The sequence below is a fragment of the Acaryochloris sp. CCMEE 5410 genome (assembly GCF_000238775.2).
GTDB lineage: Bacteria > Cyanobacteriota > Cyanobacteriia > Thermosynechococcales > Thermosynechococcaceae > Acaryochloris.
Genome location: NZ_AFEJ02000001.1, coordinates 80196 through 102502 on the forward strand (window position 1 = coordinate 80196; position 22307 = coordinate 102502).

At 47.6% G+C, this 22307-nt stretch carries 18 protein-coding genes and 1 pseudogene; 2 read left to right on the forward strand and 17 right to left on the reverse strand.

Annotated elements, in window-relative coordinates; translation table 11 throughout:
* Positions 1–8 precede the first annotated feature (8 nt).
* From ON05_RS00370 to ON05_RS00400, 7 genes are all read right to left on the reverse strand, one after another.
* Positions 9–1556, reverse strand: a complete 1548-nt coding sequence (locus ON05_RS00370; protein ID WP_010470003.1) for an NADH-quinone oxidoreductase subunit M — start codon at positions 1554–1556, stop codon at positions 9–11.
* Positions 1557–1628: 72 nt separating this feature from the next.
* Entirely contained in the window at positions 1629–3464 is a 1836-nt protein-coding gene (locus tag ON05_RS00375; protein ID WP_010470000.1) for an NAD(P)H-quinone oxidoreductase subunit F, read from the reverse strand.
* 246 nt (positions 3465–3710) lie between these two features.
* Positions 3711–5174 (reverse strand): cell wall metabolism sensor histidine kinase WalK, encoded by a 1464-nt coding sequence (locus ON05_RS00380; RefSeq protein ID WP_010469999.1) that lies wholly within the window; start codon positions 5172–5174, stop codon positions 3711–3713.
* A 28-nt stretch (positions 5175–5202) separates the two neighbouring features.
* Positions 5203–6528 (reverse strand): iron uptake porin, encoded by a 1326-nt coding sequence (locus ON05_RS00385; RefSeq protein ID WP_010469997.1) that lies wholly within the window; start codon positions 6526–6528, stop codon positions 5203–5205.
* Positions 6518–7720 (reverse strand): histidine phosphatase family protein, encoded by a 1203-nt coding sequence (locus ON05_RS00390; RefSeq protein ID WP_010469995.1) that lies wholly within the window; start codon positions 7718–7720, stop codon positions 6518–6520. The genes ON05_RS00385 and ON05_RS00390 overlap by 11 nt, the downstream gene beginning before the upstream one ends.
* Positions 7677–8753, reverse strand: coding sequence for a glycosyltransferase family 2 protein (locus tag ON05_RS00395; RefSeq protein ID WP_010469994.1), 1077 nt, complete (start codon positions 8751–8753; stop codon positions 7677–7679). Before ON05_RS00395 ends, ON05_RS00390 begins: the two co-directional genes overlap by 44 nt.
* 257 nt (positions 8754–9010) lie before the next feature.
* Positions 9011–9955 carry an aldo/keto reductase gene (locus ON05_RS00400; RefSeq protein WP_010469992.1) on the reverse strand — a complete coding sequence of 315 codons (945 nt, stop codon included), beginning with the start codon at positions 9953–9955 and terminating at the stop codon, positions 9011–9013.
* Between the two features lie 321 nt (positions 9956–10276).
* Between ON05_RS00400 and ON05_RS00405 the strand changes: the two genes are divergently transcribed.
* Complete coding sequence (locus ON05_RS00405; protein WP_010469989.1) at positions 10277–10474, forward strand: antitoxin family protein; 198 nt, start codon at positions 10277–10279, stop codon at positions 10472–10474.
* On the opposite strand, the gene ON05_RS00410 is transcribed toward ON05_RS00405, so the two are convergent.
* The 9 genes from ON05_RS00410 to ON05_RS00450 form a co-directional block, all read right to left on the reverse strand.
* The gene (locus tag ON05_RS00410; protein ID WP_010469987.1) at positions 10471–11646 is read right to left on the reverse strand and encodes a glycosyltransferase family 2 protein; all 1176 of its coding nucleotides are present in this window, start codon (positions 11644–11646) and stop codon (positions 10471–10473) included. The two genes, ON05_RS00405 and ON05_RS00410, sit on opposite strands and share 4 nt — an antisense overlap.
* 149 nt (positions 11647–11795) lie before the next feature.
* Entirely contained in the window at positions 11796–13631 is a 1836-nt protein-coding gene (locus tag ON05_RS00415; protein WP_010469986.1) for an ABC transporter ATP-binding protein, read from the reverse strand.
* A 49-nt stretch (positions 13632–13680) separates the two neighbouring features.
* Positions 13681–14892: a glycosyltransferase gene (locus ON05_RS00420; RefSeq protein WP_010469985.1), complete on the reverse strand. Its 1212-nt coding sequence runs from the start codon at positions 14890–14892 to the stop codon at positions 13681–13683.
* A gap of 25 nt (positions 14893–14917) precedes the next feature.
* Positions 14918–16084, reverse strand: coding sequence for a glycosyltransferase family protein (locus ON05_RS00425; RefSeq protein ID WP_010469983.1), 1167 nt, complete (start codon positions 16082–16084; stop codon positions 14918–14920).
* 17 nt (positions 16085–16101) lie between these two features.
* Entirely contained in the window at positions 16102–17286 is a 1185-nt protein-coding gene (locus ON05_RS00430) for a glycosyltransferase family protein (protein WP_010469981.1), read from the reverse strand.
* Between the two features lie 41 nt (positions 17287–17327).
* Positions 17328–18518 (reverse strand): glycosyltransferase family protein, encoded by a 1191-nt coding sequence (locus ON05_RS00435; RefSeq protein WP_262560987.1) that lies wholly within the window; start codon positions 18516–18518, stop codon positions 17328–17330.
* Between the two features lie 360 nt (positions 18519–18878).
* Positions 18879–19232 carry a response regulator transcription factor gene (locus ON05_RS00440; RefSeq protein ID WP_010469977.1) on the reverse strand — a complete coding sequence of 118 codons (354 nt, stop codon included), beginning with the start codon at positions 19230–19232 and terminating at the stop codon, positions 18879–18881.
* 128 nt (positions 19233–19360) lie between these two features.
* The gene (locus ON05_RS00445; RefSeq protein WP_010469976.1) at positions 19361–20029 is read right to left on the reverse strand and encodes a response regulator transcription factor; all 669 of its coding nucleotides are present in this window, start codon (positions 20027–20029) and stop codon (positions 19361–19363) included.
* 158 nt (positions 20030–20187) lie between these two features.
* Positions 20188–20466, reverse strand: a complete 279-nt coding sequence (locus tag ON05_RS00450; protein ID WP_010469974.1) for an acylphosphatase — start codon at positions 20464–20466, stop codon at positions 20188–20190.
* Between the two features lie 643 nt (positions 20467–21109).
* On the opposite strand from ON05_RS00450, the gene ON05_RS00455 reads away from it, so the two are divergent.
* A complete protein-coding gene (locus tag ON05_RS00455; RefSeq protein ID WP_010469972.1) occupies positions 21110–21919 on the forward strand; it encodes a WecB/TagA/CpsF family glycosyltransferase in 810 nt (269 codons plus the stop codon).
* Positions 21920–22074: 155 nt separating this feature from the next.
* On the opposite strand, the pseudogene ON05_RS00460 reads toward ON05_RS00455, so the two are convergent.
* Positions 22075–22302: pseudogene (locus tag ON05_RS00460) on the reverse strand (transposase); the annotation flags it as partial.
* Between the last annotated feature and the right edge of the window lie 5 nt (positions 22303–22307).

Genomic DNA, 22307 nt, shown 5'->3' on the forward strand with positions numbered 1-22307 from the left:
GGGGTGGACTAACTGAGGGAGGAAGAATCCCCAGTACTTAGCAGAGTGGGCGTCGGCTCAACTTCAACCATAAAGGTTTTAGGGGTCGGTGTAGAGAGGTGAGCTTCAGCGAGGAGTGCCGCTGTTGTCGGTTCACTCCAACGCACCAACCAAGACGGTTGCAGCCCCAAAAAGATGATCAGCACTGTCAACACTAGGGCTGGAACGCGCTCATTCCATTGCACCTGTGGGTAATAGGCCGTGCTACTATCGAGGCGACCAAAACAGGTTCGGTTCAGCAAAATGACGAAATAGACCGCCGTCAATCCTGTTCCCACCACGCTCAATAGGGTCTGAATTGGGAAGGCAGTATAGCTGCCTTGGAATACCAAAAATTCAGCGATAAAGCCCACCAGTCCGGGAATTCCAGCACTGGCCATCCCCGCAAGCACCAGGAGGGCGCTGACTAAGGGCAGCCCCCGCACCGGGTTCATCAAGCCATTGAGCACGTCTAACTCTCGTGTCCCTACCTTGGTCTCAATCAGTCCGACCAGGTGGAACAGCAACGCCAAAATTAACCCGTGGGCAAACATTTGGGAAATGGCACCCACCACGCTCAGTTCAGTATGGGCTGCTGCTGCCAGGAGAATATAGCCCATATGCCCCACGGAGCTGTAGGCCACCATCCGCTTGATGTCTTTTTGTGCGATCGCAGTCAAGGCACCATACAGCACACTCACCACTCCCCAAGTCGCCAAAACGGGCGATAAGGTTTGCCAAGCATCGGGGAAGAGGGGCATACAGAATCGGAAGATTCCGTAGGTGCCCAGTTTAGCCAGCACGCCCCCTAGCAAAATAGCCACGGGCGTAGAAGCCGCCACATAAGTATCAGGCAGCCAGGTATGCAAGGGGACCAGGGGAGTTTTAATCCCAAATCCCAGTAGCAACAGAATCAGGACCCCATACTGAAGATTGATCGGTAAATCCTGACCGAGTAAAACCTCGTAAGAAAAACTGCTGGCCTCACTAAACCAAATCACCCCTAAGAAGCCCGCTAAAATCAGGCCCCCAGAGGTGGCAGTGTAGAGCAAAAACTTAGTGGCTGCACTGCCCTGTTGGGCGCTGCCCCATATGGAAATCAGCAGGTAAAACGGAATCAGCTCGATTTCGTAAAAGAGGAAGAACAGCAGCAAATTTTGAGCTAGAAACGCCCCCGCAACCCCGCCGTTGATCAGCAAAATCAGGGCGTAAAACAAACGAGGTCGTTTGGTTTCAACGCGGCTGCTATAAATCGCAATCCAGCTGAGCAGGCTATTGAGGACGATTAAAGGGAGTGATAATCCATCTACCCCCAGTTGGTAGTCCAATCCCAAATCCGTTAGCCAAGACCGAGTCTCTTGAAACTGAAGGGCATTGTTACCCAAATCAAATTGAGTCCCCACAGCTAACGTTAAGACCAGGATTGCCCCCGATAGCAAGAGGGCGGCCAGACGAACCTTACGACCCGTGACTTGCTGAGGCAGCAGGGCAATAATGATGGCGGCAATACAGGGAAACCAAATTAGTACACTGAGCATGAAAATTTCAGGTATTAAAAAAGACGGCAGGAGGAGTGAGAGCAAACAGAAGCAGAGGAATCAGTTGCAGGCTTAAAGCAAAGACCGCAGTAGCAGCAGTGTAAGAACGAACACCCCAGTGATAATGGTCAACAGATAGAACTGGGTTTGCCCGATATTTCCATATTTCAGGACTTCACCAGTGGTGACAGAGGTACGGGCAATCCAGTTCACAACCCCATCTACCACTTTGCGATCCAGCCAATCCGTTAGACGAGAAATCCCATCAACGCCAGAAACAATGCTGGAGCGATAGAGGGTCGGGGTGTACATATCGAAGGCAAAGAAGTCTTGAACCGAGGTCCAAGGCAAGCGAACCGGTTTGGGAAAACGGTTACCCACATAAATCAACGCCCCTAGACCACAACCCATCAAGCTAGACGCAGCCAGCAAAAACCCAGCTTCATGGTTCAAAACCGACCAGTGGGGGAGAAGTTCCAGTTTTTGCAGAATGATCGGCAAATGCAATGTTGTACCCGCGAGGATGGTGGTCGGTAAGGTGATGGACCATAGATTTTCTGGAGATCGTACCGTCATTTGCTGACGCTCTCCGGCAAAGATCAAACCAAATTCTCGGATAATGCTAAATCCCGTTAAGGCATTGACGAGCAATACGACCCCAACGAGGACTGGATGCTGAGTCCATAGCCCATCGATTAACTCTAAAAGTGCCCAAAACGTACCGAAGGGCGGTAAAGCGACCAAGCCTACCGTTCCCACCAGATAGCTCAGACCAGAGATGGGTCGACGGCTCCATAAGCCCCCCATCTGAGTCAGGTCTTGGGTGATGGCGTTGAGAATAATTGACCCTGTACTCATAATCAGCAGGGACATAGATAGGGCATAGGTCAGCATCAACAGCAGCGCTGCATTGAGCTGTTGGGTCCCGACGGCGATAAATATCAGCCCCATATAGACACTGGCGGAGTAGGATAAGGCCCGCTTGATATCAATTTGTGCGATCGCAATCAAGGTACCGCCAATCGCCGTAATCGCCCCCACCGCAATCATGGTGGTTAAGGCAATGGGTGAAAGGCTAATTACTGGAGATAGCTTTAGGATCACCCAAGCTCCAGTCGATACCACCACGGAATTCCGCAGAATCGTTCCAGGGACAGGACCTTCCATAGCTTCATCCAGCCAGAGGTGCAGGGGAAATTGAGCACATTTGCCCATGGGACCTGCTACCAGACCTAGGCCCAACCAAGTCATAACTGTCGGGTTAACCTGGGCCGTTTGCGCCCAAATCGCCATTTCCCGATAATCCCAAGTTCCTGCCAAAGGGAAGATAGCCAGCACTCCCATCAACAGGAATAAATCTCCGACCCGCTTGGTGAGAAAGGCATCCCGAGCCCCCGTGACCACCAGGGATTGGTTAAACCAAGTCCCCACAATTAAGTAAGTGGCCAGGGTCAAAATTTCAAGAATAATGTAGCTAAAGAATAGGGAGTTGCAGAGGACCAGGGAACACATCCCCGTTTCAAATAATGCCAGCAGGGCAAAGAAGCGCGCCCACCCCCAATCCATTTCCAGATAACCAATGGCATAGAATTGCGTCAGCAAGTTAAGGCTCGTAATAACAATGCCTGCCCCCAGGGTGATAGAGGAAATTTCTAAGGGGATATCGAGGGTCAGCCCCGACACTTCCAACCAGGTGATATTGATGTACTGAGGGGGCTGGTTCCAAAAACTGGGGAAGGTGACCACGCCATGCAAAAAGGCACAGAAGGTCGTGACAATATTGACGTAACCGGCGGGACGAGGCCCTGTCCGACGAATGATCGAGGGCGTCCACAGGAGGGAAATCACCATGCCGATCAGAGGATAGCAAGGGATAAACCAAGCTGTTTGGATTAAAAACTGCAGCACAACTGATTCCAGAGCTAAAAGAAAAACTTATATAGACTTAAATCTACGTTTATATAGAAATAAGTATATGAATATCTATATAGTAATTCTGTAACATAACTTCAAAAAAATCAAACATCTTTTTCTATCGGCTGAGTTTTTCTACTCAAAGGGTTACTGTCCTCCTTTGGATAGACCAGATCGGATCAATCGAAGTGGAATTGATCTTCAGAAAAATGATCTTGAGAAAGAAAAAAAGATGACTCGTTAGACAACCGTTCCAAACTGTGAAGAGATGGGAAGCGTAATCGTGAAAGTAGAGCCCCTACCCGGCTGACTCTCCACGTCAATTTTACCTCGGTGGGCTTTGGTGAAGGCTTTAACAATGGCAAGACCTAACCCTGAGCCGTCGGACTGACGTTTACCCAATCGAGCAAACCGATCAAATATGCGGAGCTGTTCTTCTAGGGTCATACCTTCGCCGTTATCTTTGACCCAAAAAATAACCTGGGAAAACGTTTGCTTACAGCCCAATTCAATCGTGCCAGAGGCTGGAGTATGCTGAGTGGCATTCCTCAGTAAATTCAGCAGCGCTCCGGTTAATCGCTGGCGATCGCCCATCATGGAGCTAGAGCAGTTCAACTGCAGTTGCCAGTCTCGATCAGCCAAGGCTTGTGCTTTGGTGAACAGTTCGTCCATAAACTGGTTTAAATCGATCATTTCGTATTGAAGAAAATCAGGACGCTCTGATTTGGTCAGGGCAATCATGTCATTGACTAATCGGCCCATCCGATCTAGTTCATCGAGAACCAGCTCAATGGTTTCCTCCTGTTCCTTGGGGTCATCTCCCATCAGTTCTAGATGGCCGCGAACAATGGTAATCGGGGTTCGAAGTTCATGACCCGCATCATTCACAAAGCGTCGCTGGCTGTTAAAGCTGTCCTGAAGTCGATCCATCATGGCATTAAAGACTCTGGCTAAATCAGCCAATTCCCCTGAGCCTTCTGTTGATAATCGTTGAGTTAAATCGGATTCGTTGATGGAGCGGGCTGCGATCGCAAGTTCTCGCACCGGCTTGAGTAACCGCCCTGTCACAAACCAGGCCAACAGCAGGGAGATTACAACGACGGCTCCCTCAATCAAAACAAAGGTATATACACTGGTTAAAGCTTCGTTCTGTTCACCAGCCGTAGCATGGGCAAGGACCATCACACCCAGCTGTTCACTGTCCACGATGAGTGGTTCAGCTTTATAGATAATGGTGCCAATTTCAGGTAGATCTGTCGGTTCCTCTCCCCGTTCAAATTGGGTTGAACTCTCCCATTTTTCATAGAGGTCTGACCCTGGACGCATGGGCTTGAGTAACCGAGGTGGATTCGCGCGGTAAAAGTCTCCACCAATAATAAAAATAAAAAAATTGTCGTCTTCTGGGAGTTGATTGGCTAAGAAATCATCGGCGAACCTCTCCAAATCTTCCACAGATTGATTCGGCTGGCGTTCCCAGTTCATATAGGATTCATGAAAAACTTCTTGTGCTTCAATCAAATCATTTCGAACCCGTAGGGAAACCTGATTGGTAATGAGCGATTTATAGAGCGGTATGGCAAGCCCCGTGAATATCCCCAATAGCGAAATGTACAGCAACAGAATACGCGTCCGAGTTTGACGAAAGAACCGTCTGATCACTGAGCGCTGTCGCCGTCCCAAGGGGGAACGTTTGGAGTCAATCACGAAAGGTCCTCTTGATGATCGAGCCATTTTAAAAACGAAACAGGGTGCGTAGGGTCCCCACCACGATGGGGGACTGATTGGGATCTGGAGCCGTAATCACAACTATGCCAGGCGTAAGGGTAATATGCTCATTCAACTGAACCTGATAAAACACTTCTAAATGCCAGGCAGGCTGAGCATCTGAAGATACGTGAGGTGGGCGGCCGATAATCAATCCCCCCAAGGTGCGATCGCGGAATAAATTCTTATATCCCAGTGTAAAGGCCCAATTGAAGATGTCAGCTTGGAGCTGGTTCGGCAGATCCGTCGCTGTAGCTCGGGTATATCCCGTCCAACCCGATAGGGTCAGTTGTTGACTGATTGTAGCCGTCCCTTGCAGCCCCACGGAATGGGAATTGATCGCATCGCTTTGATCCAAAAATGGATCGTTGGCCTGCTGACTGCCGGTGCCTGTATCCAATCCGTTTAGGCCATAGGTGTAGAGCAATCCGAAGCGAATAGAATCAGCCGGTTCCAGGGTGACTTGAGCAAAGGCAATGGATTCTTCATTAGAAAACACATCCTGATTATCCCCGAGATATCCCAAACTGATATTAATGCGGTCGTTAAAGTTATGGGACAACCCAATCCCCGTACTTCCCCCCTGGCGATACAGAGGATTACGCTGACCAAAGCGAGAAATTGCCCCCCGACTACTGCTACTAAAGAGGGGATTTAAGGGATCAGCAATATCGCTAATCGAACCCCCAATTGCTTGGACAAAGACTTCTGTATCCTCTCCCACTGGGAATTGGTAGTCCAGACGACTCAGGGAAACTTGATATTGATCTGCTCCCTGAATCGATAACCGGGCCAGATCTGTGTCAAACACATCATCGAGTTCAACAACGTTGGCCGTTTGTAGCCGTAGGCGGAATCGATCCTCTCCTGAAAAACTGGTTTCAATATTGAGACGAATACGACTACCAAAACTAGGTTCGTTGGCATTTTTAGACTTTTGACGATCACCGGCTGCCTGAATCCATGAAAAGACGGCTTCACCACTGAATTCAGTGCTAGAAATTGAGTCAGTTGACTCATCTGAATCTGAGATTAACGGTTCTTCGGGTAACTCTGGCCCAGAGCTTTCCCAATCTTCAAGCTGCCAAACAGGAATAACGGGTTCCTCAAGTCGCTGCGACTCCGGTACACGGATTGAGGTAGGAGCTGTTTCCGCGAGGGCACTGGGGGATTTTAGCACCATACCACTCACGACTCCGAAGAACCCACTCCACATCAATAATCGAGTCAAGCCAAACACCGGAAATTGGGAACCTGGCCCTCCCTCTAACTGATTGACACCCCTAGGATGCACAGGCAAAGATACCTTGTTGAAATAAGGCTGGACCAGCAAAATTTATCGTTTGCAGAATGGGTGCGGGTTGAGACGTTGGACAGTGAACAACGCTGACTCGGCCAGCTAGCTGTGGCAATTGCAGCACTTGCTCTGCCCCCATAATCTGGCTGATCATCTGTTGCAATAGGTGGGACGGTGCGACCAACACTCCCGTCATCATGCTCTGTTCTGAGGGATGGCGTTGGTTGAGGGTCCTTAGCCACAGGTGATGAAAGTCAGAACAATGGGTATGCAGTTGAACCGTTTGGGGGTGTTCGGACAAAATAGCTTTGCTCAGTGCCTCAGCTGGATCCCCTTGACTGACGCTAAAGCTCAAATCTTGAGGGCTTAGTAAAGTCCGCAGGGATTCCACGGTCTGATAACGATGCTCTTCACTCGGCACCAGTAACAACCGTAGTCCCTGTTTGCCTGCTTTTAGCTTGGGAAGCGCTTCTCCCAGATGACTGGTATCATTCATGGCTTCTAGGTGGGCTGGTTGACCTTGCCCAGGGAAGCGCAATATGCTGATGCCGCAATTGGATTGCTGCAAGGCTTGAAAATGGTGGCAGGACAGTCCCAGGGCAGTTCCTATCAGGGCGCGAATCGTCCCCCCATGACTGACGACTAATAGGGTTTGTCCAGAATGCCGCGGTAAAATCTGTTGCCAAAACTGATGAGCTTGATCATAGAGATCTTGAACCGGGCGGCGAACCCCTTGAGGTCCAGCCATTTCAAATAGATGGGGATGTTCCATCCAGCAGTGGTAGTCTGTAGCCATCGTTTCCCGGACATATTGGTAGGGGAGTCCTGCCCAACCGGGAAGATCCACTTCTTTAAGATTGGGGTGAGTTTTTATGGGTACTGAACGGTGCAAGGCAGACTGGATCCCTTGAGCCGTTTGCTGGGTTCGCTGTAACGGACTGGTATAAATGGCAGAAAAAGCAGTCTCACGAAGCACGAGACCCGTTTGATGAGCATCTGCAAGCCCCTTCGCGGTTAGAACGGATTCGTCGCTGGCCCCTTGATACCGACCTTGGTCGTTAAACGTACTCCGACCGTGGCGAAGGAGGATGACCCGAGTCGGTGCAGGGGTTTGAGTGTTGATCATCTTTTCTAGACCTCCAAGACTAAACCGTTTTGCTAAATTGAGCTTGCCTAAGGCGGCGGGCATAGCGATTAAACCAGAAGTGATTTAAAGGACGCTCTAAGGCAATCAACCGCTTTTCCAACCAAGGATTGCCCTTGCCCAGGGTTAAGAATCGGACAACTGGCTTGATTAACAGCTCGTGGCGACGACTGCCTAATCCGGCATAGCGTTTCGTAAAGTATTTGTCTTCAGCCAGATTCCACTTTTGGCGTAGATGGTCCAAACTGGCTCGGTCCCAAGCATCACTCCAACGCAACATAAAGTAGGGCAGATCCGACCATTTAAAGTCGGGCAGTTTTAATTGCCCAAACCAGGCCATCAGTCCAGCTTTGTTAGAGGCCAGCCCCAGGGTATCTGTGGTGACGATCGCCTCCCGTTCACTGTAGATGCGTCCTCCTGCCTGAGTGACCATAAAGCAGAAGTCGATATGTTCGCGGGTTGCCAACATGCCTTCATCTAGCAAGCCGATGGTGGAAAAGATGTCTCTACGAACCAGCATGCAGTGGAACTCTACATAGTCACACTGAGTTCGTTGGAGTTGATCTGACACATCTGCGATCGCACGTCCGGTCAAATAGGCCGACTGTTTAATCCGGCGACGGGTCTGACCATCCTTTACTTCTGTTTTGATATAAGATTTGCCCCCAGCGTTATGAATCACCTGATGGGCCGGGTTGCCAATACAAGTCAAGGGACCAACTACTGTGGCATTCGTTTCTTCCGCACAGTTAACTAACTGGGTTAACCACCCCCGCTTGACGATCACGTCATTCTCAATAAAGACCACATAGTCGCTATCCGTATGATCAAGTACATACCGCAACCCCACATTTCGAGCTTGGTTGGGGGAAATATAGTGGTCTGTGGTTAAAAGGGTGAACGACTGTTTTTGGGATTTTTCTTGCAGATAGGTCTGTACGGAGGCCGGGGAACACACATCCACAAACACTAAGTCGAAGGGATAATCCGTATTGGCATAGATGCTTTCTAAAGACGTTTGAGTATAGCTAAACCGCTCTCTGGGACCTACAACAAGGGTGACTTTAGGTGGTTTCATAGTCTCCTCCAAGGAGTGATGGCTTATGTAGAGATAAAGCATTCCTTCCCCGAGCAACCCTCAATTAGCTTTTGCGAGAATTATGCAAATGGCTGGAGCTGGGGACTTTCAGATGGATTCAGTTCAATGGGGATGAGAGGGAAAGGTGAGCGTTATTCAGAACTCGTGTTGTTCTTTAGGGTTTATTCTTCAATTTGTCTTTCAAGGAAACGTGAAAGTGCCATGAGAAAACTTTCATCTTGATGAGAGCATTGACTTTAAGCGGCAACTGGTAATTTGGTCAGACGAACCAATCGTTCTCGTTCTGCTGAAGACAAGCAAATATTTCCTGTTGCTGCATTTGCTTGGGCTTGTTCAGGTGACTTTGCACCTGGTATTGCAACGGGCGATACCGGGTGAGAAATAACGTATTGCAAAGCTGGGGTGACCATCTCGGATCCAGGCTGCAACGCTGTTTTAAGTTGTTCAACCTTGGCTAACTTACGGTCAAGCTTGGCTTTAGTGCGATCGCTGTCATACCATTCCGATCTCACCGTATCCGTAAAGACGGTCTGGGAAGAATATTTCCCCGAAAGCAGCCCTTTATGCAAAGGACCTCGGGCCAGTACGCCAATGCCATGTTCTTGGCAATAGGGTAGAAACTCTTTCTCTGGATTGCGGCTCAGTAGGGAATAGTCCACTTCGACCACGCTACAGGTATGGTTGACGTTGAATCGTTTCAGGACATCCAACCGATCCGTGGAAATGCCGTAGGCACGGATGGTTCCTTCGGCTTTCAGTCGTTCAAACCTCTCTAAATAAACACTCGGGTCTTCAATTTTGCCTTCATGACAAAGCATGACATCAATATAGTCAGTCTTTAATCGATACAGGGAGGCATGGGTACAAAGCCGCACCATGTCCACAGTGGTCATGGGAACCGTCTGACCACTACGGCGACCCCATCGTCCAATTTTGGTGACCACATGAACTTGGTCCCGAATCCCGTGGAGCGCTTTTCCCAACCGTTCTTCTGATAGTCCAGCTGGAATACCGTAGGATTCAGCGGTATCAAAGATATTGACACCATTGTCGAAGGCACTACGGACAGTGGCTAAGGCAGTGGCTTCATCAATTTGCCCCCACTGATTGCCGATGTTCCATGTGCCCATACCAATGGCAGAGACTTGTAGATTGGTGTTGCCTAATTTTCGATAGAGCATATTCGTTAATCCTTGGATTTGTGAGGTTGAAACTGAAAATGGGTTGCTTGTAAAAAATGCTCAAGTAGAACTGATGCAAAGCAATAGTTGTTCGAAATTTTGCAGCCTTCTTATGCTGCATTCAAACCTACTAGTCCCCAATTCTGCGGTGAGAAAACTGGATTCTGTTATTTCCCTTCTAAGATGGGGACCAGTGCAAGAATTGTGTTGAGCCAATCTAGACAGAAGTCGTGGCTTAATTTATTGAATCGATACCAAACCAAAATTTATTTAAAGAGGGAATTCACGCCAGTTTTTGTAAACGAGTCAATGGAGCGTCCGATGCAAATTGTTGAAGCTGTATTTGATGGAGAAGTATTTCTTCCTGATGCTCCCCTAAATCTGCAAGAAGGGGCGCGGGTTCGAATTACAGTTGAATTAATTGAGAAACCTCAGATAAATGAATCTCCTTCGTTTCTTAAAACAGCTCAATCTCTGCAATTAGAAGGGCCATCGAACTGGTCCGAACAAATCAATTAATGTTGCATTAACGAGTGATTCCCACTTTCATCAGATAGAGATTGCTGTCTTATTTCAGCATTACTCCCTGTTTGGGGGAGTAACTTCGAGATATCGTTGTTGGGATGTCGAAAGCCAGATATCCGCTGGGCATTAGCCAAACGATTGGCATGGCGCTTAGAGAACCAGCGATTGAACCGTTTCTCTAGATTAAAGAGCTGTTGCTCAATCCACCGGGTTACGGGTTTGCCAAGAAAAGCGAACTTTTTAGCAATGGGTCGAATTAGCACTTTGCGTCGTCGTTGTCCCAATTTCTGATACCGTTTCTGAAAATAACTGCTCTCTTGCAGCCCCCATTTTTGCTGGTAATGGAGGAGATTACTGAGTTCCCAAGCATCACTCCAGCGCAGCATAAAGTAGGGTATGTCGCTCCACTGCAAGGCCGGGGCAGGTGGATGGGTTAAGAAGGTAACGACGGAGTCTGGTTCCAGGTAAATCAGTCCACCCGCACGGGTGACCATCATGCAGAAATCGAGGTACTCTTTCGTGCAGGAAAAGCCTTCGTCTAATGGGCCAACTCGATCAAAGATAGCCGTCCGCACCAACATGGCATGAAACTCTACAAAGCCTGTCGGTTGGCGATAAAGCTGATCGCAGACTTCGGCAAGGGGCTGATTCTGATAGGGAGTGCGTTCTTGAATTTTCCATCCCCCTGTATGGTCCAGGGTGCCAGAAGGATTGAGTTCACCTCGGGCAAAGGCACTGTAGGCAGCTGGTGCCATATAGGTGCCCCCCGCACAGTGGACGATGGTATGGACAGGGCGATACTGGCAGACTAAGGATCCGACTACAGTGGCTCCTGTTTCCTCTGTACAGTTCACTAATCTCTCCAGCCAGCCCGATGTAAAAACGACATCGTTATCAACAAAGACCACATAGGGGGTTGTGACGTACTGGAGTCCCAAATTTCGGGCTTGATTTGGAGACAAGTAGGTCTCTGATCGAACGACTTGAAACCGGCGAAGCAGAGATTGAAATTCAAGATTCTGTCGAAGTTTATGAGGAGAGTTATTGTCTACATAAATCAACTTGAAAGGGACAAAGGTATTTTCGAAAAGGCTTTCTAGAGATTCACGGGCAAACTGAAACCGTTCTCGGGGAACGACAATTATCGTGACATTAGGGTTTGACATGGGTATAACCTTGAAATCGATGGGATGTAGCTGTTGAGGATCTCCCCTTTTGAGAGGAAGCAGTGGTAAGCGAATCGGAATTCTAATGACCCACCCCGCCCTGCGGGTATCCTTCACAGGAGGGAAGAGTTCGATTTTGACGAAAGTCTTTAGGCGGAGAGAGTCTTAGGGGACAGAGTTGGTTGTTCAGGGTAGATGGCTGACTGGAGTTGGAAGAGGGCTGCGTAATGTTGGCCTTGGTGCATCAGCTCCTGGTGGGTTCCTTGTTCTAGGACTTGTCCAGCTTCGACATAGAGAATTTTGTCAAAGTCTTTGGAAACACTCAGGTCATGGGTGATCAATAGGGTCGTGCTGCCTTGAGTCAGGCGTTTAAGGGCTTGATTGACGGCTTGCTCACTTTTATTGTCTAGACCCACCGTGGGTTCATCGAGAATAACGATAGGGGCTTTGCGGATGGCGGCGCGTGCGATCGCAACCCGTTGCCGCTGTCCTCCCGATAAAGTAGCTCCGCGTTCACTCATGAGGGTTTTGTAACCATTGGGTAAATCCATGATGAACTCATGGGCATTGGCCAGCTTGGCAGCCCGACGCACCTCTGCATCTGTGGCACCCAGGGAACCATAGGCAATATTGTCGCGAATTGAGGTGCCAAACAAAATACTGTCTTGGAGAACAATGCTGATCTGGTTCCGCAAAGAGTCCAGTTGATACCGCCGCAGATCTTGGCCATCAATCAAAATTCGGCCGGAATGGGGGTCGTAGAGACGAAGCAGTAAACTGACGAGGGTTGATTTACCACTGCCCGAGGGACCGACAAGAGCAACTCTTTGACCCGGTTTCACCTCAAAACTGAGGTTTTGGAGGGTATCCTGATTGTCTTGATAGGCAAAGCTGACATCTTCAAACTGAATAGAGCCTTGGAAAGGGGAAGCTGCGATCGCATCTTTGGCATTACGCACTTCTGGCTCTACATTGAGTAGGTCTATAATCCGTTCTGCAGATACGATACCGCGAGAGATTTTAGCCATTTGTTTCGCCAGTTCCCGCGTGGGTTTAAAGGCCGTTTTGAGATAGGTAATAAAGACCAACAGATCCCCTGGAGACGCCTTTCCCTGCTGAACCAAATACACACCTCGCCACAATACCAATGCGGTGGCTATGGCAACCAAGATCTCAGCCGTCCGTTTAAGGCCTGCCGAAAACTGTTGGGTGCGGGCACTTTCTTCTAAACTCTTGCGGTTGTCATGGACAAAGAGTTGCTCTAATACTCGCTCTAAGGATAGGGCCTGGACAACCTTGATGGCACCAATGGACTCTGCAGCCGTTGCTGCCATTGCACTTTCACGACGACGTTGCCGCTGGGAAATTTTGCGAATGCGCTGAGTAATACTGACCGTTGAGAACATAAAAACCGGCAGCACCGCCAAGGCAATTAACGCCAATTCCCAATCCATCCAGAACATCACCCCAACCATGCAGAATAGGGTAAAAATATTGATGAGTAAGGGCAGGGCATGGTTGATAATCACATCCCGTAGGCGATCCATATCGCTGGTGATGCGGGTGAGTAAGTCTCCACTTTTAGCTTGGTAATGAAAGGCTAAGGATAGCCTTTGGAGATGACGATAGAGCTGACTGCGAATATCAGAAATCATTCGGCTCGCGGCTACTGATAGACTGACCAAGCTGATATAGGCAGACATGGCACTCAGTCCTGCCACTCCAACAATCGACAAGGCCAAAATCAAAATCAAAACGGAGGGATTAACCTCTCCCAGAACAGGAAGGTCCGTACTATTGGCATCGGGAAGCAATACATAGTCAAAGATCAGCTTGAGGGGCCAGGGACTGAGTAGGCGGGCCAACACCTCGATCACTAAACCGATAATGGCAACTGAAAGTAGGGCTTTTTCTTGACGGATCTGGGGCCAAAACTGGTGAATCACTTTGCCCAGACCTGGAAATATTTGGATAGGTTGAGTCATACTGGCTCACTCCGAACGGTTGTGGCGGAAGGGGGATGGAATAGGCACCTTAGACGAGTGAAAGCGTTTTAGGCGCAGCAGTCCCCAAAACTTGTTCGTAGACTTGTTGCCATTGACGTTGTTCAACCGATGGGGCCATTTTCTGGAGGACGGTTTCCCTCGCAGCTAATCCGAGTCGTTCGCGGAGTTGGGGCTGGGTTATCAGAGATTGCAGGGCTTGGGCTAACGCATCGCTATCAGCTGGACTGACCACCAAACCATTAACGTTATCTTCCAGAATTTCGCCAATGGCATCGACGTGGGTTCCAACCACTGCTTTAGCCGCTAGCATCGCTTCTAATAAGGCATTGGGGCAGCCATCATGCAAGGATGGTATAGAAAAAATATCCATATAAGGCAGATAGGCTAAGGCTTCTTTACGGCTAACTTTGCCAGTAATCACAATCTGCTCGGCTAATCCGCTGTCCTCAATCACTTGCAGCCAATATTCACGCTCTTTGGCAACGAAATCACCCACAAATAGCAGGGTTGATGGGGTTTTGAGTGCTAGAGATTGGCAGGCATCTAGCAAATATTCCAAACCTTTCTTGTCCCGGAAACTGCCAACAGAGCCAATGACGGTTCCCTGCAGTTTGTTGGCTAGTGCGGGCTGAGATAAATTGCTGAAATCGAGAGGTGCGATCGCATTCCAAAACGCCGATGATTTAGCCCGAATACTAGGGACTAAAGCGCAAGCCCGCTGCATTAAATCTCTGCTCACAAAGGTGGTCCAAGCAGAATTTTCTAGAGTCCATGTAATTTGGCTGAACTGTTGAGGACTAAAGGCATGCTTGTGCAGATCCGCGCCTCGCACGCTGTTAATAACAGGAATTCCGGCCTCTTGTCCTAATAACGTCGTTAGGAACCCCATTTCGTTAATAAAAAAGGCATGGAGGGCATCAAACTGATATTGCCGCTGCAACAGCTGAAGCTGTCCGTATAGATCGCAGAAATAGTCTTGTTCCTTCGCCTGGGTTGACCGGACAGCGGGCTGCAAGCGGTGAACAGTCACCCCATCTTGCTGAGTGGTTCGACAGCTAGGACGTTGGAATTCTCCCGCTGCAGCTTGGGCACGCTGTTCGCGGAATACAGCCCGAAAAACTGCAACATGGACGTCAAATCCCAGCTCGATCAACATATGGGAAATGCGTAGAACTGACTCGCCCACACCGCCAATATCAGGTGGGAATTCCAGAGCAGTGATACAAATCTTGCGTTTCATAATCATGTTCTCCTAACGGGTCTATTTACCGAGCAAGGGCAACCGTCTGATTACAAAGCTGGCGCAAGCGCTTGGCCGTGTTTTCAGAACCCTTGAGATTAATGGCATGAGATGGCTTAGCCGTATGTAAGTGTTGGAGGATGGAATGGGCCAAAGCTGAGGGGGAAAGCTGGTCAGGGGACAACACATCAACGGCCCCCAGTTGGGCCAGTCGGGAGGCCCGAAGCCATTGCTCATCCGCTTGGTCTGGGGAAGGGGAAGGCAGGATCAGAGACCGAACCTGGGTACTCAACACATTCATGGTGGTGTTGTATCCCCCCAAGCTGATAGATAGATCGGCCCCATAGAGGTAATCCATTAAATTCGGAGTAAACCGTTGCAGGGTGATGTTGGGCTGAGAAGAGGTTAAAGTCTTAAGGGAATGGAACTCCGACTCCGACATAAATGGGCCGGCAAAAGCATAGATCCGATGAGGAATAGTCTGGTGCAGAAGGGGACCCACCTCACCAATAGCCTTTAGCAAAGAATAACCGTATCGCCCTCCTCCCACGCTGGCGACAATCCGAGGGGACTTTAGATCCTGTTGCACAGACGAAGTGGCTAGAGATTGGGCGACATACCCGGTGTAAAAGACTTCGCAAGTCAGGGCATGGGCGGAGGGGAAGCAAGTGTCTAGGGATTGGAGATTGCGATCGCAATGGCAAAGCACTAAATCATAGAACTGCCGAATTTGATCTAGAATCCGAGTCTGCTTTCGAGCCAACCCCTTTTCACTCATGGATTGGGTCATGATCAGATCTCTGAGACTGCAGACCACTTTGACTTGAGCTGCTTTAGCGCGCTCTAGTAAGGGCAGCAATTCGAACGCCATCTTGTACTTACTAAAGGGGAAGCACTCAGTAATCACACAGTCCGGCTGGAATTGTTCGAATAGGCCAAGAAGTCTTTGTCGACGAGCGATCTTTACTGATTCAACTGATTGATTCAGGGCAATCAATTCACCTGCTTCTTCCCAAAGAGCAGGGAGATAGACCACCTCCACGCCATCAGGAATTTCAAACTGATCAATGGGCTCTCCACCAATCACCAGACAAACCTGAAAGCCTGGAACTAAACTACGAATAATTTCAGTACTGCGGACTAGGTGGCCCATTCCGGCCAAATACTGGCAGTAAAATAAGATCTTCTTCATCTGACTTCCTCAGGCGATTAAGCCGCGACAGCGGGATGGTTGTCATAAGCAAGGGATCGTACTTGCTGAGCCGTTTTCTGTACCCCATCCAGATCAAATCGAGTGGATTGAGGCTTTGAATTCAGAGCTCTTTCTACCCGTTGAGCTAGACGTTCAGGGGCTACATCAACTTTTTGCAGCATCTGAGCCACCCCAAGCTCGTCTAATCGGCGGACTCGTATCGTTTGTTCTTGATCGTCGTTGCCTGTAAAGGGCAACATTAAGGCATTCACCCCCGTGGTCAAAATATTCATCGTGGTGTTGTACCCCGACATGCTGACTGAGAGATCCGCCTGCTCCATATAGGCGAGTAGGTTGGGAGTATAGCGGTGAATATGTAGGTTATGACAGTCTCGGCCTGCCTGTTTTAATTGCCAAAACACTGACTCAGGAATAAAAGGTCCCGCAAACATCTGAATATGGTGGGGAATGCGCGTTGACAAGTATTCCGCTGCACCGACCATTCCCCTCAGCAACTCATGCCCAAATCGACCACCCCCCACACTGACGAGTATCATGGGAGACTGTCGGCTCAAGGCCCATCGATCCACCAATGTCAGTCGATTATTTTCGGGTTGTTGGGCCACATAACCCGTATAGTGAACCTCACAATTGAGATCCTCAACCCGAGAGAAGCTGTCTTCCAGGGGATGTAAACTGGGGTCTCCATGAATCAGCAACTGATCAAAGTATTGATTCATCAGTCGGCAAATTTTAGCTTCATGGCGGGCTTGGTCTTGCTTGGTCACCACGATATCGCGCAGACTGCAGACCACTTTGGTGCCATTGGCCTTAGCAGCTTCCATTAGCGGAATCAACTCAAAAGAAAACCGCCGTCGGCCAAAGGGGAAGAGTTCCACCATCAGCACATCAGGTTGAAAAGTTGCTATTTGGTTAAGAAGTAAGTGTTTACGAGTTTCCTGAACAACTTCCAAGCTCACGGATTGATCCACCGGACGCAACTCACGAAACTCGATGTCGGTCTTGATTGCTGGCAAATTGACAACAGTGACGCCATTGGGAACCTGGTAATTCTGAATCACTTCCCCCCCATTGATAAAGCAAATCTCAAAGTCTTCCACTAGGCCCCGCACAATTTCCATGCTGCGGATCAGGTGACCCATGCCTAGAATGTGTTGGCAATAAAACATCAATTTTTTCATAACTAATATCCAGAATTTGAATTACAGAAAAGTAGCTGCCCTTAAGCCAAAGCCGGTTCTCGAGCAGGGGGGCGAAGGAACAAGTTGGATAACTGATTCGCAATATTTGGTAGACCCTTGAAATCGAGTTCTAAAGAAGGGGTTGCTCGATCCTCTAGTTGGGCGATGACCGCTTGCATTAAGGTCTTAGGCTGAAGATGATTGGGGTGAATCGCCCGAATCAATCCGTTGTGCATAAACCGTTCTGCCCGAATCAGCTGTTCCTGGGAAGGGGTAATTCGAGGAACCACAACTGTACGTTTGTCCAGAGCTAAGATTTCAGTCAGGGTGTTGTATCCTCCCATAGAGACAACAGCATCAGCAGCATCTAAATAACCAATTAGATTGTCCGTAAATGCTTGAACTTCGACACCAGAAAATTGCAAGGCTTGTGTTTGGATATCCTGCTGCTGGGATAAGGGCATCTCTGGACCGCAGAGAATAACGCTTCGAACCTTCACCTGATTTGGAAGGTATTTCAATCCTGCGAGGTAAGCTTTCACCAAGGGATAACCATCTTCTCCTCCACCTGGAGTCACTACCACCAACTTCTCTGAAGGCTTTATCCGCAGGAACCAGCGCAGTTCCATTCGATTGAGCCCTTGAGGCGATTTACGAATATAGCCGCAATAGTGAACCTTTTTCACAATCGGTAATGGGAATTGGTACTCTTGAGCAACATCAAATAACTCGGCCATTCCCACCACTAGGACTTGGTCATACCAGGATTGGATCGCCTGGTAATATCCCTGTCGTTTCCATTCGCCAATTGTTTTTGCAGGACTATCCAGAATATCTCTAAGGAGTAGTACTTTTTGGGTTTTTGGCTGGTGAGTTTCAAGATGTTCTAGGGTGCTCAGTAACTCCTTTTGAATCCCATAGGGCTTTTTGTCAACAAGCAACACATCTGGTTTGAAGTGCAGCGCTGCTGAATGAATTAAGTGGGAACGCCACTTTAGAGTTTCTTCTAACTCAGTTCCCAAGTATTTTGCGAATAAAGTTCCTGACTGTCCTCGATTAAGGCAAGGAAGTTTGATGTAATCCAAGCCTTTAGGTAGCCGAAAGGCTTGCAGCATCGGTGAACCAGACACCAGTAAAATCGATAGGTCTGTTTGGTCCTTCAGCAGGTATTCACAGATAGAAAGCATTCTGCGGAGATTGCCAAGACCGAATGCGTCATGAGAGTAAACCATCAGTCTCATTGAACGGTCCTCAAAGAATTAGGTCAGTCGATGCAAGGGAATATAGTTAAATTGTTTGAAGTTGACGGTCTGATTTAACCTTTGGTAGGGCTGGAGTTGGACGCCCTATTCCCACATATCCAGTACCGATTACACAAACTTTCATAAATAATGAACCTCTCCTAACTGCGCTGCTCAGTTATCTACACCCTGACAAGGAGGAGTTAAGGTTCAATGAAACTAATGTGAGAAAGGGTTCATGAGAACAGTTTCATGAGAAAGCTTTCATAGAAAGCGTTTTAAGGGTTGGGTAATACAGCAACACCTCAACGTCTCACTGTTTTGAAGAACAAGAATAGATTGACAGATTTATTAATCGGTGAGATGTCGCTGAATCGTTTCTATTAATTCAGAGAATTGAAATGGCTTACTGATAAAATCTGTGGCTCCAGAAGCCAAAGCCAACTCATCTTGATCCACAAAAGCAGTAATTACAATAATCGGAACCTTTAATCCCCGTTGGCGTAAGGTTTGGAGTACAGTCCAACCACTGATAACAGGTAGTCCCAAATCCAACAACACAACATCAAACGCTTCCAGGTTGGCTTGGTCCAATGCCTGCTGACCATCAGTCACCAATGTCGATTGATAGCCATGCTTGAGTAGTCCCTTTTCTACGAAACGGGCTATGCGCTCTTCATCTTCAACCAGGAGAACCCGCTTCATATGGAATAGAAGTGATGCGTCAGTACCAATACTCCCTTTAGGCCGAAGCACTACAAAGTGTATTTATATGAAGCTAGCTCAAACAGCCCTTAAGGAACATGAGAATCTTCTCATGCAGTAAGTTGACTCTAAGTCTTTAACCGATACCCAACCCCACGAACGGTCTCAATAAGTGAGTTGCCGAGCTTCTTGCGCAAATAGCCAACGTAAACATCAACGATATTGGAACCAGGATCGTAGTCATATCCCCAGACCCGATCCAAGAGTTGCTGCCGACTGAGGACCTGCCCAGGGTGCCGGAAAAATGTTTCTGCCAGAATAAATTCTCTGGCTGGCAGTTCGATCCATTGATCATCCACTTTGGCCTTACGAGTACGCAGATCTAAAACCACATTATGGGCTGTCATTGTCATCGCCTCAGGAGGAGTGCCACTAGACACTGTTCTCAGACGAACTCTAACCCTTGCCAATAGCTCTTCAAACCGGAACGGCTTTGTCATGTAGTCGTCCGCTCCTCCTTCAAGTCCAGAGATTTTATCTTGAATATCATCTCTGGCGGTCAAAATGATGACAGGGAGTACAGAACCTTGACCTCTCAAATCAGCTAAAACTTCTAGCCCATCTCTACCGGGTAATCCCAAATCTAGTATCAGTAGCTCAAACCCATCACTTAAAGCGAAGGATAAGGCTTCATGGGCATTTCCTACCGTAGTCGTAGCGTATCCGTGGCTCTTTAAACCTTTTTCTATAAAGGATGCAATTCTAGGTTCATCCTCTGCGATCAGAATATGTGCCATCGATAGTGGGCAGTTGTTTAACAATGACTACTTCTTAGACGATCATAATCACTGATACAGTTCCTCGACAATAAAGCCTGCTAATTTCTTTTTTCCAAAACCTGACAGTTACAATTATGAATATCAATAAAATCTTGAAAAAGATGAGCCAATTGCCATCATCTAAGAATTTCAAACGCTCGAAATTTCCCTAAAGATTCTTCATCAACATCAACCTTACTGACCTCTGCCGCAGGAGGTCCTTGTTTAAACCACTCAATTAGTTTATCCACTTGGGTGCGCTCTCCTTCCGCCATGGCTTCAACGCGCCCATCTGGCAAATTTCGGACCCATCCTACTAGTCCTAGGGACTGGGCTTTAGCTCTTGTACTGTAACGAAAACCCACCCCTTGGACCTTTCCTGAAATCACTGCTTTAAGGCAAATTATATTTGACATAATCGATTAGCAAATCCTTTAGATCACCACCAAAATAAATAATAGAAAAGAGTGGTACCCCATACTCAAAATATTGGCATCTAGCGATGAATACAGAAAAATTAAAAACAGTTCCAGTAGAAAAATAGTTAATTGATAATGAATGTCAATTGTTTAAGGTGATGTAAACATGGCTCAGTACTGCTGTAGCCCGTACAATACAATCTAAATCTGTTGAAAACGTCATAATTCAGTGTTATAACGGCTTAAGTGCTAAAAAAAACACAATATTTGTAGCTTTTTGGTTCATTTACGTATTGAAATCGATTATAAAAGAGCTATCTTTCCCAGGTTCTCAAATACATAATTCCTAGGAAAAGGAGCTAGCTATCACTATTCCGATTATAGGCAGTCGTTGTTTCAGACGTGTAGCAGAGTTATCTATCTTTGGTTAAGGGCTTTTTAATTGAGAATCTTTCTAACTAATTTAAGTTGATTTAGGGCTAATAATAAAGTTAATAGTAAAAAAAATGTCTTAACAGCGTAATATCTTTACCAAACACTGACATCTATATAGAAATGTGCACGAGTTTATATTTTTCTCCAAGAGAAAAAAAGTCAGCGCGGTTTATGTAATATTACTCACTGTTGGAATCTACTCTAAATGCAATCTGAAGCATCCGTTCTAGAACAAAATACTCTTGTGAAAGAACTCCCTCGCATTGATATCATTGGCTCCCGAGTAACGGCAGCTTCTTTTGATGTCCTAAATGAGGTGATTTTAGATTGGGCCAAACAACGACTCAGCAAATGTATTTGTGTTGCCAACACGCATATGTTGGTAGAAGCGCACCGAAGACCCAGTTTTGGCGAAATAGTTCAACAAGCTGATGTTGTGACCCCCGATGGCATGCCCTTGGTTTGGATGCTGAGAATATTGGGAGCTAAAAACCAAGATAGAGTTGCTGGACTTGATCTTCTACAAGACCTTTGCTGCAAAGCAGAGAAGGAAAAAGTTAGCGTCTATTTTTTGGGATCCATGGATCTCATTCTCCAAAAAATGAGAACCCGTTTACAGGTGGAGTATCCTGATTTAGTAATCGCTGATATGGAGCCTTTACCGTTTAGACCGCTCACCGCAGAAGAGGATGACGCTTTAATTCAACGGGTTAATGCTAGTGGGGCTGGCCTTGTAATGATTGCCCTTGGATGCCCCAAGCAGGAATGTTGGATGGCAGCTCATAAAGACCAAATTAATGCAGTTATGATTGGTCTTGGAGGCGCGTTTCCAGTCTATGCAGGTATACATCGCCGAGCAAGCGGCTGGGTCAGGCACATGGGAATGGAGTGGTTTTACCGACTTATCCAAGAACCTAAAAGATTATGGAAACGTTATGCTTCATCCATACCCGTATTCATATACTTAGCTATCAAGCAGCTATGTTATCGGTTTGCCAGTTTAGCTTTTAAGTAATTTGGTGATACCAATTCATTTTCCCCAATCAAAAAAATGCTTGATTAGAATTCTATTCAAGTTTGCATGTCTCTCTTGGCATTGGATAACAGTTTTACTGGCCCTTACCATTGCCTATCACTGAATGCAGTGATTCAGTTTCTTAAAACCGGTCGTTACTGCCCAGGCTGAAGCACTGGTCTAACAGGATTGTCAGCAAAAATACTTTTGAGTGCATCCAGTACAGGGATATCTTGCTTTCTCAAAGTTGAAATATAACCGCGAATGCGGCAGAACTGCTGGGCACCTGCCAAGGAGCGAAAACATCCCGATATCTTCTGCTTCAACTTCATCATGCGGATATCGCGCTCAGCCTGATTGTTATCAAAAGGCACCTGAAAATCATACA

What these genes read in the sequence shown, in the direction of transcription:
- ON05_RS00430 (WP_010469981.1), bottom strand. Translation starts at nt 17,286, where the DNA reads ATGAAAAAATTGATGTTTTATTGCCAACACATTCTAGGCATGGGTCAC.
- ON05_RS00440 (WP_010469977.1), bottom strand. Translation starts at nt 19,232, where the DNA reads ATGAAGCGGGTTCTCCTGGTTGAAGATGAAGAGCGCATAGCCCGTTTC.
- ON05_RS00450 (WP_010469974.1), bottom strand. Translation starts at nt 20,466, where the DNA reads ATGTCAAATATAATTTGCCTTAAAGCAGTGATTTCAGGAAAGGTCCAA.
- ON05_RS00455 (WP_010469972.1), top strand. Translation starts at nt 21,110, where the DNA reads ATGCAATCTGAAGCATCCGTTCTAGAACAAAATACTCTTGTGAAAGAA.
- ON05_RS00395 (WP_010469994.1), bottom strand. Translation starts at nt 8,753, where the DNA reads ATGAAACCACCTAAAGTCACCCTTGTTGTAGGTCCCAGAGAGCGGTTT.
- ON05_RS00415 (WP_010469986.1), bottom strand. Translation starts at nt 13,631, where the DNA reads ATGACTCAACCTATCCAAATATTTCCAGGTCTGGGCAAAGTGATTCAC.
- ON05_RS00425 (WP_010469983.1), bottom strand. Translation starts at nt 16,084, where the DNA reads ATGAAGAAGATCTTATTTTACTGCCAGTATTTGGCCGGAATGGGCCAC.
- ON05_RS00405 (WP_010469989.1), top strand. Translation starts at nt 10,277, where the DNA reads ATGCAAATTGTTGAAGCTGTATTTGATGGAGAAGTATTTCTTCCTGAT.
- ON05_RS00445 (WP_010469976.1), bottom strand. Translation starts at nt 20,029, where the DNA reads ATGGCACATATTCTGATCGCAGAGGATGAACCTAGAATTGCATCCTTT.
- ON05_RS00435 (WP_262560987.1), bottom strand. Translation starts at nt 18,518, where the DNA reads ATGGTTTACTCTCATGACGCATTCGGTCTTGGCAATCTCCGCAGAATG.
- ON05_RS00390 (WP_010469995.1), bottom strand. Translation starts at nt 7,720, where the DNA reads ATGCCCGCCGCCTTAGGCAAGCTCAATTTAGCAAAACGGTTTAGTCTT.
- ON05_RS00420 (WP_010469985.1), bottom strand. Translation starts at nt 14,892, where the DNA reads ATGAAACGCAAGATTTGTATCACTGCTCTGGAATTCCCACCTGATATT.
- ON05_RS00370 (WP_010470003.1), bottom strand. Translation starts at nt 1,556, where the DNA reads ATGCTCAGTGTACTAATTTGGTTTCCCTGTATTGCCGCCATCATTATT.
- ON05_RS00400 (WP_010469992.1), bottom strand. Translation starts at nt 9,955, where the DNA reads ATGCTCTATCGAAAATTAGGCAACACCAATCTACAAGTCTCTGCCATT.
- ON05_RS00410 (WP_010469987.1), bottom strand. Translation starts at nt 11,646, where the DNA reads ATGTCAAACCCTAATGTCACGATAATTGTCGTTCCCCGAGAACGGTTT.